The sequence below is a fragment of the Lutimonas halocynthiae genome, assembly GCF_030409835.1.
Taxonomy (GTDB): Bacteria; Bacteroidota; Bacteroidia; order Flavobacteriales; family Flavobacteriaceae; genus Lutimonas; species Lutimonas halocynthiae.
Window position 1 is genome coordinate 210,449 of sequence record NZ_JAUFQO010000016.1, and the last position, 18,392, is coordinate 228,840.

Consider the following 18,392-nt stretch of genomic DNA (forward strand, 5'->3'; position numbering starts at 1 on the left):
ATTAATTAGACACATTGATATAAAAATTATCATCTAAGCTAAATTTAACTTCCTTTTTAATAAGGGGATACTTCTGCCATTTTTTTGTAGGATTCAACCAGACTTCCTTACCGTCTATAAAGGTTCTTACAGGTATTTTAAAGTCATTAACGATATTCTTAAAGCGGTACGAAAGCGTACCGTTTTTTATTTTATGCTGGAACAACGGTATTTTGGTAGATCGAAGATACTGGTCAAAAAAGCCCTTAAGTTCAAGGCCTGTTTGTTCCATAATGTAATTTTCTAATTGCTGACTACTTACAGTTTGATGGAAATATTCTTTATTTATAGCTCTTAACAATGCTCTGAATTGTTCATCATCATTGATTATTTGTCTTAAGGTATGGATCATGGCCGCCCCTTTGATATACATATCTCCAGAGCCTCTTTGATTTACTTCATAAGTTCCAATAATCGGACTGGTATTCATGGTTCGACTACGGTATCCTTTCAAGTATGAATTTCCTGATGCTGTCCCAAAATGATAATCAAGATAGAGTACTTCACTATAGGTGGTAAAACTCTCATGGATCCACATATCTGCAACGTCATAATTGGTAATACTGTTGGCAAACCATTCATGACCAGATTCATGAATAATAATAAAATCAAATTTTAGTCCATTACCTGTATCACTGAGATCACCTCCTAAATAGCCATTTTGATAACCATTTCCATAGGTGACAGAACTTTGGTGTTCCATGCCTAGATAAGGAGCCTCAACAAGTTTATAGCCATCCTCATAAAAAGGGTAGGGGCCGAACCAATATTCAAACGCCTCAAGCATTTTTGGAACCTGCTTGAATTGTTCTTTCGCTTTATCAATATTATAACTTAGAACATAATAGTCAAGATCTAATGGTCCGTTTTTGCCTTTATAAATTTCACTAAAATGAGTATAATCTCCAATGTTCATATTGATTCCGTAACCATTAATTGGATTGGTTACTTTCCAATGGTAAGTGGTGGTTCCGTCTTTATTTAATTTAGAGTCAATAAGTCTGCCATTCGAGACACTCTTTAAATCACCTTTGCTTGTTATTTGCATATCCATACCATGGTCTGGTTCATCATAAGGAATATCTTTAGAAGGTAACCAGGAACTGGAGCCGATCGATTGATTTGCATTGGCCACAAAAGGTTTTTGATTCTCATCTCGTTTCCAGACAAAACCCCCATCCCATGGCGGATTTTGCGCTTCTCTAGGCACGCCTTCGAATTCAATACTTAACTCTTGAATACTGCCTGGTTGCTGGTCTTTCTTAAGCTTAATGAAATAGGCTGAATGCTCGCGTTTATAAGCTAGAAATTCTCCATCTTGTCGAATAATCGATATTTTCATCGGGCTCTGTAAATCAATTTGAATTACGGAGGAAGCATCAATCACCCTATATTGGATCACATTCGTTCCAGAAATTGATTTGTTGTCGATATCAACTTTTACCTCAATGTCATAATGCAGTAAATCCCACCAAACTCTTTCTTTTGTAATACTTCCTATAAGACTGTCTTTTCGTTGAAATTTTTGAGCAACAAGCTCAATAGGTAACAACAAAAAAATCAAAATAATAAAGGCGATTACTTTTTTCATAGAGCTGGAATCAATAATAAAGATACTAAATTAATAAAGGTTTAAATTTTATGTCTTAGATGTTTTGAATAAATTTGAAGGATGACAAAGATATTCCCTCTGCTGTTTATTTTTCTTTTTTTGCCATCGATTATATCGGCGCAAGGCAATGTAATTGATACAGTAAATACCACAAAAAAAGATAAAAAAGTTAAGAAGGTCATTATTCCAACCATAACGTATAACAATAGTTTTAAGGCAATTTTTGGTTTTATGGCTTCCGGGTTTTATAAGCTAAAAGCCAATGATACCATATCACCTGTGTCAAGTTCGACTTTGATAGGAACTTATTCTACTAATGATACCTGGTATGTGGTTCAGGCCAATAAATTTTATATTAAGGAAGATAGGTTCAGGTCAAAATTAGTGGGAGGCTTTGGGTCTGTTAATTTTCAAACATTTGTAGATTGGAGCGACATTATTGAAGGATTGCCTCCTGGTATTATTCCTGTACCTCCGCCTGAAGATGGTGTCTTTGTGGGATATAATACAAAGTTCCAATTTGTTTACCTTGATTTCTTGGCTCGTGTTTATAAAAAATTATACCTCGGAGCTAATATGGTGTATTCACATGCCTTAACAGAATTTGATGCTCCTAATGTTCCTGGAGAGGAAGTAAACCTGTTTGGTTTTGGTTTTGCCTCAGAATATGATACCAGAAATAATCAATTCATGCCGCTGAATGGCTTTAATGGAAAGTTTAATACCATGTCGTTTTTAGAAAGCTTAGGGAGTAGCTCAAATTATACCAATATCAATATTGAGTATAATAAATATTTCCCACAAGGGGAAAGGAATACCATCGTGCTAAGGGCTTATGGACAAGCTGCAATTGGTGATGTGCCATTTGCAGGTCAAAATGTTGTTGGTAGGGATGACTTGCGGGGTTACTCAAACGGGAAATATAGGGCGAATCAGGTGTATGATGTACAGTCAGAATACAGGCATTGGTTTGCCAAACGTTGGGGTTACGTCGCTTTTGGAGGTGTCGCTACGGCCATAAATGACTCCAGCGATCTTTCATTTGATAACCTTTTACCTGCTGTAGGAGGAGGAATCAGATTTCTGGCTATACCTAGTTCCAATATCAGTGTTGGAATGGATGTGGCTGTTGGAAAAGACGATTGGGGCCTTTATTTTAGAATTGGTGAAGCCTTTACAAGATAATTTACTTTAATAAAAAGGCTTTTAATTCATCATATGTGCTAATCGAGTCAGCTACTTTTTTTCTATCCATGATTTCTTCAATTTGTGGAGGAAACGGAATACGTTTTTGAATCACCGGTTCAACCACATCAAGAAATTTCACAGGATGTGCCGTCTCAAGAAAAACACCTTGTGTCTTTTTCTGCTCTTTTAAATATTGCTTTAATCCTAAATATCCAACGGCTCCATGAGGATCCATCACATAGCCAGTTTCGGTATGAACATCCTGCATGGCTTCCCTGGTTTGATAATCAGAAAAAGAATAGGAAGAAAGATTCTTTTGTAGTTGTTTGAAATTGTCTTTAAAGATTTCACGAATACGAATAAAATTACTCGGATCTCCTACATCCATGGCATTAGATATCGTGGCAACAGACTTTAAAGGTTCATATACCCCGTTAAGCATGAAATTTGGGACAACTCTATTGGCATTCGTTGCTGCGATAAAATGATGTATGGGCAGCCCTAATTGTTGCGCCATAAAACCCGCGCAAATATTGCCAAAGTTGCCACTTGGTGTTGAAAAAACTAATTTTTTAGACCTATCCTTAAGTTGTTTAAAGGCAAAAGCAAAATAGAACATTTGTGGCAGCCACCTGGCTACATTGATCGAGTTGGCTGATGTCAACTGTATTGAATCTGTGATCTCTGTATCTAAAAAAGCAGTTTTTACCATTGCCTGACAATCGTCAAATGTACCATCTACCTCCAGCGCTTTTATATTCTGCCCCAAAGTGGTAAGCTGTTTTTCTTGTACTGCGCTAACTTTTCCGCTAGGGTATAGGATAAGCACATTAACGCCCTTAACACCAAGGAATCCAGAGGCAACTGCGCCGCCAGTATCTCCTGAAGTAGCAACCAAAACCGTTACTTCTGTAGTTTGTTTCTTATTGAAATAAGAAAGACAACGCGCCATAAAGCGGCCTCCAACATCTTTAAATGCCATGGTTGGACCATGAAATAATTCAAGGCAAAAAATACCTTCTTCAATAGGAACTAAAGGAAAATCAAAATTTAAAGTGTCCTCTATAATTGATTTAAGATCAGCTTCAGGAATATCATCACCAACAAATTCTTTGATCATTTCATAAGCGAGTTCCTGATGCGAGTAATCATCAATACGATCAAAAATCTTCTTATCTATTTTAGGAATGCGTTCCGGAAAGTAAAGCCCCTTGTCAGGTGCAATTCCTTTGATTACTGCTTCCTTAAAACTTACCTTGGGTGAGCTGTGATTTAAACTATAGAATTGCATTATTTCTTATTTAAAATTTTCACACCAACTTCATTGATCTTCGTGGTGTATAGATGATATGGAATTGTTGTTTTCTTATATACATTTTCTATCGCAAATTTCACATTTTCAGAAGTTTGCGAGTCTTTACTGAATGTAAATATTGAAGGTCCAGACCCAGAAATACCACCACCTAAAGCGCCAGCATTAATAGATTCCTCTATCACTTTATCGAACTTTGGAATTAGTTTTGACCTGTGCGGTTCAACGATATAATCCTTTAATGAATCGGCAAAAAGCGCATGGTCATTTTGATGAAGTGCATGTACTAATGCACCCACATTTGCCCACTGTTTTACTGCATTTTTAAGGCTTACATGCTCAGGAAGTATGTCTCTTGAAAGAGAGGTTTTGATTTCAATTTGTGGATGAATAATTGTAGCGTAGAGGCCATTAATTGACGGAAGCTCAACTATTTTTATGGGATCTGTCGATTTTACCAAAGTAAATCCTCCCAATAGAGCAGGTGCTACATTATCGGCAATGGGTGCTCCACAGGCAACTCTTTCACCTTCGGCTGCAAAAGGAACCAATTCGTGATTGGTAAAAGGCCGGTCTAACAGTTCATTGGCTGCGAAAACTGCCCCTGCTGCACTGGCAGCGCTACTACCTATACCGCTTCCTGGCTTGATTCTTTTATCAATTTCTATATCAAATCCAAAATCAGGTTCATAATCAAGTGCTGCTAATAAGGCCATTATAGCAACTCCGGCAACATTATTTTCTGGCTCCATCGGAAGCACTTCCCCATGAATTTTACTAATGACGATGCCTTTGTCGACGGTTTTTTTAATGATCATTACATCACCAATAGCATCAAGACAGCAACCCATTACATCAAAACCACAGGATATGTTCGCTATGGTGGCAGGAGCAAAAACTTCTATTTCTTGTAAGTCCATATGTGAATACTATTTATTGCCGGTTCTAATAATGTCGCCAAAGATTCCTGAGGCTGTAACTTCTGCACCAGCACCAGCACCTTTAATGATCAAAGGTTGGTCCTTATAGCGATTTGTATAAAATAGAACGATATTATCCTTCCCGTCAAGATTATAGAAGGGATGGTCCTTAGAAATGTGTTGCAATCCAACTTTAGCCTGACCATCTTTAAAAGAAGCCACATATTTTAATCTGCAGTCTTCAAGCGCCGCTTTGTTTCTCAATTCATCAAAATGGTCTGACGCTGTTTTTAAGGAGTCCATAAATTCAGGTACTGATTTGGCATCCAATGATAATTGTGGTAAAAAGGAATCATTTTTTATGTCTTCAAGTTCGCAGGGTTTACCGCTCTCTCTCATGAGAATCAAGATTTTTCTCATGACATCAACGCCGCTAAGATCAATTCGTGGGTCTGGTTCAGTATACCCTTCAACTCCGGCTTGCTCAACAATATCATAAAATGAATGTTCAGCATCAAAATTGTTGAAAATAAAATTTAAACTACCGGATAAAACAGCTTGTATTTCGGTGATTTCATCTCCTGAGGAAATCAAATTATTCAAAGTATCAATTATTGGTAGGCCCGCACCTACATTAGTTTCAAACAAAAATGGCGCATTGTATTTTCTGGATAAATATTTTAAATTTTTGTAATTCTCCAGACTGGATGAACAGGCAATTTTATTACAAGCCACTACCGCAATGCTGTGTTCAAGGCACGCAGCATAAAGGTCCGGCACCAAATTATTAGCCGTATTGTCAACAAATACGCTGTTTCTTAAATTCAGTTCCTTCATTGTTTTCATGAAAGAATTCATGTCGGAGACACTTCCGTTTTTATTCAGTTCCTCTTGCCATTGATCAAGTTGGATTCCATGCTGATCAAACAGCATTTTTCTGGAATTTGCCACTGCCACAACTCTTATGTTTAAGTGCTGCTGCTCCAGAAGATAGCTATACTGTGACCTGATTTGATCGATCAATTTGCTTCCTACATTTCCGATTCCAACCACAAATAAATTAATTTGTTTAATCTGATCTTCAAAGAACACGGCATGCAATGAGTTAAGCGCTTTTCTGACATCTTTTTCATTGATAACAGCAGATATGTTCTTTTCTGTTGATCCTTGGGCAATGGCCCTGATATTTACATTATTGTTTCCTAATTCTGAAAACATTTTCCCACTGATTCCCTGATGCGATTTCATATGATCTCCCACAAGGGCGATAAGGGCCAGTCCATCTTCTACTGTTAGAGGATTCACTTTGTGTTGTAAAATTTCAAATTCAAAGGCCTCATCAACGGACTTCTTGGCAATCTCACTTTCATTCGCATCTATTGCAATACATATAGAATGTTCACTTGAAGCTTGGGTAATAAATTTCACATTGATGTTGTTCTGAGCCAAAGCCCCGAAAAGGCGTTTAGAGATTCCTGGAACCCCAACCATACCATTACCCTCTAATGTTAACAAGGCAATGTCTCCAATATGACTTATTCCTTTTACCGTAGTCCCTCCAACTAAAGACTTCTCTGTGATGAGTGTTCCTTTATCTTCTGCTGACAGCGTATTTTTGATTAAAATAGGAATGTTTTTGTCTAAAACAGGTTGAATAGTAGGAGGGTAGAGCACCTTCGCACCAAAATGAGAAAGTTCCATAGCCTCTTGGTATGAAATTTCATCGATCGGGTAAGCCTGTCTTACCAATTGAGGATTTGCAGTAAACATCCCGCTTACATCCGTCCAAATTTCTAATAAGTCAGCTGAAACTGCATTTGCCACAAGAGCAGCAGTAAAATCAGAGCCACCACGACCAAGTGTTGTGATTTCTCCTTTATCATTAGAAGCGATAAAGCCAGGAAGTATTTGCACCTTAGCATTACTTTCTTCGAAAGCCTTAAGTATATTTTTATAGGTAACTGAAAGATTCACCTGAGCATTCAAAAAGTCATTATTGGTGCGAATGAGTTCTTGACTATATAATAGTTCTGCATTAAGATTGTCCTGAATCATCGTTTGATGAATGATAAAAGAAGACAATAATTCCCCTAGACTTACGATCCTCGCTGAGGTTTTATCAGATAGATCGTTTAAAAGTGCTACGCCATTGAGAATATCTTTTAATTGATTTAACTTCTTCGCTACTTCTGCCTTTGAGACCGTTTGGTTGTCATGATGCAGTAAGCCTTCAATTGTTTCAAAATGTCTAAGCTCGATTTCATCGACTAATTTTATATAAGAAAGGTCATTGTTTAAGGCAAGATGCGAAGCTTTGATTAAAAGGTTTGTGACACCTCCCAGAGCAGACACAACCACTGCAGTGTTTTCTTCCTTACTTTGAACTATTTGAATTACTTTTTTTATGTTTTCAGCAGAACCAACTGATGTTCCGCCAAATTTTGATACTATCATTGTATTTGTTTTATAAAATAAACTGTGTATTATTATTTTTAGATCCTTGATTTATTCCTTAGAAACAGGATCTTTATAGACGTAGTGATATATAATATAACCCCTAAAGGGTAATAATAGTGAACGTTGCAGTCGTTGAGTGACAGCGGATTGAAGTGTGTATGTTAACTATTTTTTGCACGGTCTGGCAAATATATACTACTTTTTTTAATTGATAAAGAATATTATATTTTTTTTAATAAAACCTTGTAGAGTTAATGTTTGCTTGATAAATATATAGAAAATTAGATTTTTGTTTGTCAATGGAATAATGACTTTTCAAAGATGCTGTAAATAGCATAGAGAAATTAGTTTTGTACATATTAATATCTAATCCTGCTATTTAGAATAATATATAATCCATATCTTTATTTCAAACCTTAAATATTAAATTATGTCAAATATTATTTCTAAAGTAACCGGAACTGTCAAGAATTGGTGGGTCTTTTTAATCATGGGTGTATTATTGCTTATAAGCGCCTATTGGATGTTCTCCACTCCGGTAGAGAGTTTTGTTGGCCTTGCGAGCCTGTTTAGTGCATTGATTTTTGTGAGTGGACTTTTCAGTGTGTTTTTCGCACTGACCAATAAAGAGGATATTGATAACTTTGGTCTTTACCTGGCTGGTGGGGTACTCGATGTTATTATTGGATTTATACTTTTGAAGTATCCCGGTCTAACTATCGTTCTCTTTTCAATGTTTATCGGATTTTGGCTCCTTTTCAGAGGATTCAATATGATCTCTGTTGCATTCAAGATCAAAAGCGCTGGAGATGAGAATTGGGGCTGGATTTTAGTTTTTGGAATACTGATTGTCATCTTTGCAATGATGTCAATTATCAATCCTTTAATTGGAGCGAGTTATTTGGTATATACCTTAGCTTTTACGCTGTTGCTTTTCGGCTTTGCGAATATCGCATTATCTCTGAGATTAAGGCGTCTCAAATCAACGGTAAAAGATTTGAAGGAGGGGTTAAGCTAATTAACAATTACTTATTGAAAAATAAAAAAGGTGGCAATTGCCACCTTTTTTCATTTATGATTTAGACTCTTTATGCTTGTCTATTTTAATCTTTAGTTCGTTTTTATCCTTGTCAAGGTCTAAGTAGATCGTATCATTTTCATTCAAATTAGAATTGACAATTTCTTCCGCTAAAGCGTCTTCAACATACTTTTGAATAGCTCTTTTTAGAGGCCTTGCGCCATATTGTCTGTCAAAACCTTTATCTACGATAAAATCTTTCGCTTCATCACTTAGTTTGAGTTGGTAACCAAGATCTGAAATTCTCAACAATAATTTTTCCAATTCAATATCAATAATGGCATGAATGTCTTTCCTCTCTAATGCATTAAAAATAATGACATCATCAATTCTATTTAGAAATTCAGGAGCAAAGCTTTTCTTTAAGGCATTTTCAATAACACTTTTTGCATTTGCATCTACCTGGTCTTTTTTAGAAGATGTTCCAAAGCCTACACCTTGTCCAAAATCTTTTAATTGTCGAGACCCAATATTTGAAGTCATGATGATAATGGTATGTCTGAAATCAATTTTTCTTCCAAGACTATCCGTAATATATCCATCATCCAAAATCTGCAGTAACATGTTAAAAACATCTGGATGCGCTTTTTCAATTTCATCAAGTAATACTACGGCATAAGGTTTACGTCTGATCTTTTCAGTCAATTGCCCGCCTTCTTCATAACCCACATATCCTGGAGGAGCACCAATCAACCTTGAAATGGCAAACTTCTCCATATATTCACTCATGTCAATTCTGACCAATGCATCAGGTGAATCAAACAACTGTGATGCTAGAATTTTAGCCAGCTGTGTTTTACCGACACCTGTTTGTCCCAAAAATATAAATGAACCAATTGGTTTGTTTGGATCCTTAAGGCCCACACGATTTCTCTGAATGGCTTTGACCACTTTACTAACAGCTTCATCCTGACCGATTACTTTTCCTTTAATTAAATTAGGAAGTTCTCTAAGTCTATTGCTTTCTGCTTCGGCAATTCTGTTAACCGGAATACCAGTCATCATGCTTACCACTTCAGCCACATTGTCTTCAGTCACTGTTTCTTTGTGAAGTTTAGAATGCTCTTCCCAATCGGCTTGTGCTGTTTCTAATTCTTTCTCAGTACGTTTTTCATCATCCCGCAGCTTAGCAGCTTCCTCGTACTTTTGACTTTTTACAACATCATTTTTATGTTCTCTGATCTCTTCAAGTTTTTTTTCTAATTCAAGAACTGTTTTTGGAACCACGATGTTCGTAATGTGTATTCTAGAACCAGACTCATCAAGCGCATCAATAGCTTTGTCAGGTAAATACCTGTCAGTCATGTACCTATTGGTAAGCACTACACAAGCCTTGATGGCTTCAGGTGTGAATACCACATTATGATGGTCCTCATATTTATTTTTGATATTTTCTAAAATTTGAATAGTCTCTTCAACACTTGTCGGTTCAACCATTACTTTTTGGAAACGTCTTTCTAAAGCACCGTCTTTTTCGATATTTTGTCTAAACTCATCAAGGGTAGTGGCTCCAATACATTGAATTTCTCCTCTTGCCAAAGCGGGTTTAAACATGTTCGAGGCGTCAAGTGATCCGGTTGCACCACCTGCTCCGACAATAGTGTGTATTTCATCAATGAACAAAATGATATCATCATTCTTTTCTAATTCATTCATCAATGCTTTCATTCGTTCTTCGAACTGGCCTCTGTATTTAGTCCCTGCAACAAGGCTGGCTAAATCAAGGGAAACAATTCGTTTATTGAACAATATTCTCGAAACTTTTTTCTGAATGATGCGCAATGCCAATCCTTCAGCTATTGCAGATTTACCTACACCAGGTTCACCAATCAAGATAGGGTTGTTCTTTTTTCTCCTGCTCAAGATCTGTGAAATACGCTCAATTTCTTGTTTTCGACCTACTACAGGATCTAATTTACCGTTTTCAGCCATTAGGGTTAGATCCCTTCCAAAGTTATCTAAAACAGGTGTTTTTGATTTTTTTACTACTTTCCCTTTTGATCCTTGATAAGGATTTTTTTGAGGATCATTAAAATCTTCAGGAGGCGTTTCTGCCACCGGGCTTTCAGTTATGTCATCTTCTTTAGTCCCTGCAAATAATTCTTGAAATACTTCTTTCACGTCTTCGTAGAAAACATCGAAGTTATGAAGAACCTTAGTTGTGGGGTCGTTCTCATTTCTTAAAATACAAAGCAAGAGATGCGCTGTACTGATGGCATCGCTTTTATATAGTTTGGCCTCAAGAAAGGTTGTTTTTAGTGCTTTTTCAGCTTGTTTGGTCAAATGAAGACTTTTTTTGTCGTTTACCTCAGCTGAAGCTGATCCAATTTCATGTAGTAATTCAATCTTCTTGCGCAAGGCAGAAAAATTCAATTCAAAAGTGTTCAATATGTCGTAGGCTTCGCCCTTACCTTTACGTAAAATACCAAGCATCAGGTGTTCAGTACCTATAAAATCGTGCCCCAATCTCAAAGCTTCTTCTTTACTATAGGCAATTACATCCTTTACTTTTGGTGAAAAATTATCGTCCATATGCTTGTTGTTTATGATGTAAATTTAGTAGAATTTTTTACTAATTCATTACAAAAGTTATTAGCAACTTTTAACTTGACACTAAGTTACTAAAATTCAGCCAAATAATTCGGAAGTATTGTTAATAACTAATCTTAATAAAATCAGGCCCTAGCATCCCTAAAAATAAGAATAATTGTATATTGCTCGTGCTAAAAAAAACGATTAAAAACGGTTAAATAATATGGCTGAACACGATAAGATAATTCCAATTAATATTGAAGAGGAAATGAAATCTGCATACATTGATTATTCAATGTCTGTAATTGTTTCAAGAGCTTTACCTGATGTGAGAGATGGTTTAAAACCAGTTCACAGAAGAGTGTTGTTTGGAATGCATGAATTAGGAATCAAAGCGACAGGAGCTCACAAGAAATCTGCAAGAGTTGTAGGGGAGGTTTTAGGTAAGTACCACCCACATGGTGATACTTCAGTTTATGATGCAATGGTGCGTATGGCTCAAGAATGGAGTATGCGTTACGAATTGGTAGACGGACAAGGGAATTTCGGTTCTCCTGATGGGGATAGCCCGGCGGCGATGCGTTATACTGAGGTGAGGATGAAAAAGATTTCCGAAGACATGCTTGCTGATATAGAAAAAGACACAGTTGATCATAGGTTAAACTTTGATGATACATTAAAAGAACCAACAGTATTGCCTACCAGAATTCCGAGTTTACTCGTGAACGGAGCTTCAGGTATTGCTGTGGGTATGGCAACCAATATGGCGCCTCATAACTTGAGTGAAGTTGTTGATGGAACCATTGCATATATTGCTAATAATGATATTGAGATTGAAGAGTTGATCGAATATATTAAGGCTCCAGATTTCCCGACAGGTGGTACTATTTATGGATATGAGGGCGTGAAGCAGGCATTTTTGACAGGTAAAGGTAGAGTCATGATGCGTGCGAAAGCGAATTTCGAAGAAGTAAATGGCAGAGAATGTATTATTGTTACCGAATTGCCTTACCAAGTAAACGGTTCTGAGTTATTGAAGAAAACTGTTGATTTGATCAACGATCATAAAATCGATGGGATCGCTTCAATTCGAGATGAAACAAGTAGAAAGGGTAGAAGGCTGGTATATGTTCTGAAAAGAGATGCTATTCCAAATATTGTAATGAATAAGTTGTATAAATATACGGCTTTACAGACCTCATTTAGTGTCAATAATATTGCCTTGGTTAATGGTAAGCCTGAGGTGTTAAATTTGAAAGACCTTATTGTTCATTTTGTTGCACACAGACATGAAGTAGTCATAAGACGTACGGAGTTTGAACTTAAGAAAGCTGAGGCGAGAGCGCACATACTTGAAGGTTTAATCATTGCAAGTGACAATATTGATGAAGTAATTAAATTGATTCGTGCTTCCAGTAATGGTGATGAGGCAAGAATGAAGTTGATGGATCGCTTTGAGTTGACAGAAATTCAGGCTAGGGCGATTGTTGAAATGCGTCTAAGACAGTTGACAGGTCTTGAACAAGAAAAATTAAGAGCTGAGTACGAAGAGATCATGGCCTTGATTATAGATCTTAAAGATATTCTTGCTAATGAGCCTAGAAGAATGGAAATCATTAAGGAAGAATTACTAGAGATTAAAGCTAAATATGGTGACGAGAGAAGGTCGGTAATTGAATACGCGGGTGGTGAATTGAATATTGAGGATATGATACCTGATTCTAAGGTTGTCGTTACGATTTCTCATGCAGGTTATATTAAACGTACGGATCTTTCAGAATATAAAACACAAAATAGAGGAGGTCGAGGACAAAAAGGAGTGACTACAAGAAATGAAGATTTTCTTGAGCATTTATTTGCAGCGACGAATCACCAATATATGTTGTTCTTTACACAGAAAGGAAAAGTATTCTGGATGCGGGTTTATGAAATCCCTGAAGGAAATAAAACTTCAAAAGGAAGGGCTATTCAAAACCTGATCAATATAGAGAATGATGATAAGGTAAAAGCATTCCTTGTTACTCAGGATCTTAAGAATGAAGAGTATGTAAATAGTAATTACGTAGTGATGGTGACCAAGAAAGGGCAGACCAAAAAGACCTCACTTGAACAATATTCGAGACCAAGAACCAATGGTATTAATGCCATCACTATTAAAGATGGTGATGAATTATTAGAAGCTAAACTTACAAACGGTGACAGTCAGATCATGATTGCTGCTAGATCAGGTAAGTCTATCAGATTTGAAGAAGGTAAAACAAGACCAATGGGTAGAAATGCCTCAGGTGTTCGAGGTATTAGATTAAGAGATGAACAAGATGAAGTTGTAGGTATGGTTTCTATCTCTGATGATGATAGTGATATTCTTGTGGTTTCTGAAAAAGGTTACGGAAAAAGATCTAAACTTGATGACTATCGAATTACGAACCGTGGAGGTAAGGGTGTTAAGACCATTAATATTACTGAAAAAACGGGCGGATTGGTTGCTATCAAAAATGTAACTGACGATGACGATTTAATGATCATCAATAAATCAGGTATTGCCATACGAATGACAGTGTCTGATCTTAGGGTTATGGGTAGGGCTACACAAGGTGTAAAACTGATAAATATTAAGGAGAATGATTCAATTGCAGCAGTTGCCAAAGTAAAAAGTGAAGACGACGAAGTTCCGGAAATCATTGATTCTGAATTAAAAACTGATGATAATGATGAAAATACTGATGAAAATCATGAAAATACTGAGCAAAATGATTAATTTTGCACGCTAAATAAATCGATATATAATTTAAGTAAATTACAATGAAAAATCAAATCTTGTTGTTAGCGGCATTCTTCGTATGCACGGCAACATTTGCTCAAAAGGATGAATTAAAGGCCGCAGAAAAGGCGATTAAAAAAAGTGATTATGTTACTTCAGCTGCAGAAATAACAAAAGCAGAAGCGTCGATCTCAGGTGCGGATGATAAAACAAAAGCAAAGTTTTACTACTTAAAAGGTGAGACTTATGCAGCAATTGCAAAAACTGACCCAAGTGAAGCTAATTATGCAACAGCGGCGGAGTCATTTAATTCGCTTTTTAAGGTTGAAAAAACTTTAGGATCTGATAAGTATTCTGTTTTGGCTGCGCCAACATTGAATACAATGGTTTCTGAAGTTTCAGCTAAAGGAATCGAATCTTATCAGAACAAAAATTATTCAGCTGCAAAAACAGAACTTTTTCAGGTGTATAATTTAAGCCCAAAAGACACAGTTTATCTAGAGTATGCAGCTAATGCAGCGTATTTAGATAAAGACTTTGACATGGCTCTTGATTATTTTACAACTTTGAAAGATCTCGGATTTACAGGTGTTTCAACAGAGTATACTGCAAAGAATAATGATAGTGGTGAAAGAGAAAATATGGGTACCCAAAACAATATGGACCTTATGGTTAAAACGGGAACATACAGTGAACCTAAAGTTGTGACTTCTGAATCTAAGCAACCAAACATTATTAAGAATATAGCATTTGTCTATGTTGAAAAAGGAGATACTGAGAAAGCTTTGGCTGCAGTTAGAGATGCAAGAGCTGTTGCTCCAGAAGATGTAAACCTAATTTTAACTGAAGCAAACTTGCAAATCAAACTTGGTAATAAAGATGAGTTTGCAAGGTTGATGGGTGAGGCACTTGAGCTAGATCCTACTAACGCTTCGCTTTATTTTAACATAGGTGTTATTAGCGGTGAGCAAGGAGATTATGACAAAGCAAAAGAGTATTATACCAAGTGTATTGAATTGGACCCTACTTATGTTGATGGTTATATCAATTTAGGTTCTGCTCTTCTTGAAGACGATAAGATTTTGGTAGAAGAAATGAATCAAAGCTTAAATAATTTTGACAAATACGACGAGATTAAAGCAAAACAATCTGATTTATACAAGACTGTTATTCCATTATATGAAAAGGCTTATGAGCTTAGACCAGATGACGTTGACACCATCAGAACCTTGATGAGTTTATATGAAAACACTGAGATGGACGACAAGTTCAAAACAATGAAAGAAAAATATGATTCTCTAAAATAATTGAATCTTATTTCATAAAAAAAACCATCTGTCGTCGGCAGATGGTTTTTTTTTGTCCCTGACTTTTGGAGCTTATCTAATCAATAGGATAGGCATAAAGATTACCTCCAATTCCTCTAAATTTTTCATCAGCTATTACTACAAGCGAGTCATTCATAAAAGTAATGGCTTCTTTTTGTGTTATGAGCCCCAGATCAATATCGGTCACTTCTCCTGAAAAGAAGTCGTCTCCTTTCCAATTTTTAAAAATCCAGATCTTATTAGAACCTAAGAGTGCAAGTGTCTTTCTATTTGGGCTTATGGCTGCGCCGGTTATCCAACATTGGTATTTTCCTGATTTACAGGTTTTAAAACGACTTACTTTTTGAGCCCTTTGGTTAGAAGCATAGTCTTCCATTCTGTAGAGGTTGGTATATCCGTCAAATGGTTTGGTTCTGTTTTTTGTAAATAAATACAGCCGTCCTTTATAGAAAATAAAAGCCTCCATATCAAAATTCTTTATACTATCATTGGTGTTATCTAAGTCTTGATCGCTAAATTTAAACCTAATAATTTCAGCCTCCGTTTCAGTAGCTTTTATGTCAATTGGATTCTCAATTTTATAAATGGTAAGGTCTCTTCTTTTGTTAGAATTATTTCCAAAATCTCCAACAAAAAAATGCCCAAAATCATCTTGGGTAAGATCTTCCCAATCAATGTTCTTAGCGTTAGTTATTTCTATTGATCTATGGATTTCGCCTAAAGAATCTATCTGATGAATCTCTGTACTGTTTCCACTATCATTTATGGCCCAAAGATTACCGTCTTTGTCATACTCTATGCCTGATATTTCACCTAGGTCAGAAGTAACCGAAAGTATCTTGTTGTCATAGTTTAAAAAGGCTTTCCAAAGTAAAAAAATAATGATCAGTGAAACTGATATTTTAAATAGCGTACGTTTTCTAATTTCCATTATTCTCGTTATTGAATCCTAAGAATATTCAGGTATTTTTAAAGCTTAAAATATTTGCTTCATCACCCTTAATTTATGGGTATGTCTATTGGTGTCTACATTGTAAATCCCACTTGAGTCTAATCTGTCTATTCTGACTTTTCCATTACAATGAATGATATAGTTATTCGCTAACACAATTCCGGTATGAATGATTTCACCAGCTTCATTATCAAAGAAAGCCAAATCACCTGGTTCGCATTCCTCAATGAAACTCAAAACTTCACCTTGACTTGCCTGCTGATGGGCATCCCTAAATAATTGGTGACCATTGATCTTGTAAACCATTTGTGTAAAACCCGAGCAATCAACGCCAAAAATGGTTCTTCCTCCCCAGAGATAAGGGGTGTTGACGAATTTATAAGCAGTTCGTACCAAATTTAACTTTGCCATTTTACCAGAAATGACATCTCCATCAAATTCATAGGTGTGATTCGCGATACTAAATTTTCCATCTTTATACTCAGGTAGACTTGCCCCTAATGTCAAAATTTGTAATTGATCCTTCTCATCCTGTATGAATGTCGCCATTTCATCAGAACAGGTATTATTGTTCGCAGATATTCTTTTATAAGAAGCCTCTGTTAATTCGGTAACCTGCTTTTTAAGCACCCAGCCTTCGTAAAAGTCATAATCTAAATGAATTTTAATCCAATCTCCATCACTGATTAATACCTGAAAAGTTTCTCCAAAAAGTATTTGGGAGACCATCTCACTTCGATCTGAAGGTTCGTTTCTGATCGCAATAAAATTCAAATGACAGATTCCAAATTCCATGAAAACTTTTTATGGGTTCTTTGCTATACTTTTTAAGCTAAACTAATTACCATAGCACTTGCGCCTCCACCACCATTACAAATTCCTGCTGCACCAACCTTAGCATTATGCTGCTGTAATACATTTATCAAGGTGACAATTATCCGGGCTCCTGAGCAGCCTAAAGGATGTCCAAGAGAAACGGCTCCACCATGCACATTAACTTTGGCAGGATCTAAATCAAGTAGTTTAATATTGGCCAATCCTACAACAGAAAAGGCTTCATTCAGCTCGTAATAATCTACTTCGCTGGCGTCAATGCCTGACTTAGCTAATGCCTTAGGTAAGGCCTTTGCCGGAGCGGTTGTAAACCATTCGGGTTCTTGCGAAGCATCAGCATATCCATTGATAACAGCTATAGGGTCAATCCCGAGTTCAATTGCTTTTTCTTTACTCATGATGACCAAGGCGGCTGCCCCGTCATTTAAGGTAGAAGCATTAGCAGCAGTTACTGTCCCGTCTTTACTGAACGCAGGTCGAAGATTTGGTATTTTATCAAGCTTGACATTTTTAAACTCTTCATCCTCGGTCAGAATAATCGGTTCACCTCTTCTTTGAGGGATTTCCACAGGAATAACCTCATTATTAAATTTTCCAGTTTTCCAGGCATTTGCAGATCTTTTATAAGACGCTATGGCAAATTCATCTTGGTCTTCTCTTGAAAAGTCATATTTATCAGCACAGGCATCACCACATGTCCCCATATGTTTGCCGTCATATACATTTACCAAGCCGTCTTTCAATAAACCGTCTTCAATTTGAATATTTCCAAATTTCTGACCCTTTCTTCCGTGCATATAGTGCGGGATCATACTCATGTTTTCCATACCACCTGCCACCACAATATCCGCATCACCTGATTTAATTGCCTGTGCAGCGAAAGCGATAGATTTCATTCCAGAGGCACAAACTTTATTAACAGTTGTACAAGGTACACTATCCGGTAAGCCGGCAAACAAAGCGGCTTGTTTCGCCGGAGCCTGTCCAACTCCTGCCTGAACAACATTACCCATAAACACTTCATCAACCAAAGATGGATCAAGGTCAATTTTCTGGAGGGCTCCCTTTATGGCAGCAGCTCCTAGTTTACTTGCTGAAACCTCAGATAAACTTCCTAAAAAACTACCAATTGGCGTTCTTACGGCAGAAACAATGACAACTTCTTTCATATTAAATCCTATTTAATTCAAACAATTGTTCTTTGACAATTTTGACTAAAATTGCTTATGCGAAAGTAAATAAATTTAGTGAGATTATTCTTGTATGCACTAAAGAATAAGGATTGAGTAAAATCATAATTTCACTAGTTTGTAAGTCTAAATGGGTGATTTCTTCTTTAATCCATGGTTATATTGTTAGGTATGCGCATAAGTTCCTGA

General features: G+C 36.5%; 12 protein-coding genes. 4 read left to right on the forward strand and 8 right to left on the reverse strand.

Annotated features, from left to right (window positions below; genetic code table 11):
• Window position 1 precedes the first annotated feature (1 nt).
• Entirely contained in the window at window positions 2–1,630 is a 1,629-nt protein-coding gene (locus tag QWY87_RS13940; RefSeq protein WP_290292277.1) for a M1 family metallopeptidase, read from the reverse strand.
• 81 nt (window positions 1,631–1,711) lie between these two features.
• Between QWY87_RS13940 and QWY87_RS13945 the strand changes: the two genes are divergently transcribed.
• Window positions 1,712–2,836, forward strand: coding sequence for a BamA/TamA family outer membrane protein (locus QWY87_RS13945; protein WP_290292278.1), 1,125 nt, complete (start codon window positions 1,712–1,714; stop codon window positions 2,834–2,836).
• A 1-nt stretch (window position 2,837) separates the two neighbouring features.
• Here QWY87_RS13945 and thrC read toward each other — a convergent pair whose 3' ends face one another.
• The 3 genes from thrC to thrA are packed head-to-tail and all read right to left on the reverse strand — an operon-like array spanning window position 2,838 to window position 7,525.
• A complete protein-coding gene (gene thrC / locus QWY87_RS13950; RefSeq protein ID WP_290292279.1) occupies window positions 2,838–4,130 on the reverse strand; it encodes a threonine synthase in 1,293 nt (430 codons plus the stop codon).
• On the reverse strand, window positions 4,130–5,071 hold the full coding sequence (locus tag QWY87_RS13955) for a homoserine kinase (RefSeq protein ID WP_290292281.1): 942 nt from the start codon (window positions 5,069–5,071) through the stop codon (window positions 4,130–4,132). The genes thrC and QWY87_RS13955 overlap by 1 nt, the downstream gene beginning before the upstream one ends.
• A gap of 9 nt (window positions 5,072–5,080) precedes the next feature.
• Window positions 5,081–7,525: a bifunctional aspartate kinase/homoserine dehydrogenase I gene (gene thrA / locus QWY87_RS13960; protein ID WP_290292283.1), complete on the reverse strand. Its 2,445-nt coding sequence runs from the start codon at window positions 7,523–7,525 to the stop codon at window positions 5,081–5,083.
• A 433-nt stretch (window positions 7,526–7,958) separates the two neighbouring features.
• Here thrA and QWY87_RS13965 point away from each other — a divergent pair, with 433 nt between their 5' ends.
• Entirely contained in the window at window positions 7,959–8,546 is a 588-nt protein-coding gene (locus QWY87_RS13965; protein WP_290292286.1) for an HdeD family acid-resistance protein, read from the forward strand.
• Window positions 8,547–8,600: 54 nt separating this feature from the next.
• Here the strand turns inward: QWY87_RS13965 and QWY87_RS13970 are convergent, their stop codons facing one another.
• Window positions 8,601–11,138 (reverse strand): ATP-dependent Clp protease ATP-binding subunit, encoded by a 2,538-nt coding sequence (locus QWY87_RS13970; protein WP_290292289.1) that lies wholly within the window; start codon window positions 11,136–11,138, stop codon window positions 8,601–8,603.
• Window positions 11,139–11,361: 223 nt separating this feature from the next.
• Between QWY87_RS13970 and gyrA the strand changes: the two genes are divergently transcribed.
• Complete coding sequence (gyrA, locus tag QWY87_RS13975) at window positions 11,362–13,896, forward strand: DNA gyrase subunit A (RefSeq protein ID WP_290292292.1); 2,535 nt, start codon at window positions 11,362–11,364, stop codon at window positions 13,894–13,896.
• A gap of 44 nt (window positions 13,897–13,940) precedes the next feature.
• Window positions 13,941–15,206 (forward strand): tetratricopeptide repeat protein, encoded by a 1,266-nt coding sequence (locus QWY87_RS13980; protein ID WP_290292297.1) that lies wholly within the window; start codon window positions 13,941–13,943, stop codon window positions 15,204–15,206.
• A 76-nt stretch (window positions 15,207–15,282) separates the two neighbouring features.
• On the opposite strand, the gene QWY87_RS13985 is transcribed toward QWY87_RS13980, so the two are convergent.
• The 3 genes from QWY87_RS13985 to QWY87_RS13995 are packed head-to-tail and all read right to left on the reverse strand — an operon-like array spanning window position 15,283 to window position 18,182.
• Window positions 15,283–16,158 (reverse strand): esterase-like activity of phytase family protein, encoded by an 876-nt coding sequence (locus tag QWY87_RS13985; protein WP_290292301.1) that lies wholly within the window; start codon window positions 16,156–16,158, stop codon window positions 15,283–15,285.
• A 45-nt stretch (window positions 16,159–16,203) separates the two neighbouring features.
• Entirely contained in the window at window positions 16,204–16,974 is a 771-nt protein-coding gene (locus tag QWY87_RS13990) for a C40 family peptidase (protein WP_290292304.1), read from the reverse strand.
• A 32-nt stretch (window positions 16,975–17,006) separates the two neighbouring features.
• Entirely contained in the window at window positions 17,007–18,182 is a 1,176-nt protein-coding gene (locus QWY87_RS13995) for an acetyl-CoA C-acyltransferase (RefSeq protein ID WP_290292305.1), read from the reverse strand.
• Window positions 18,183–18,392 lie beyond the last annotated feature (210 nt).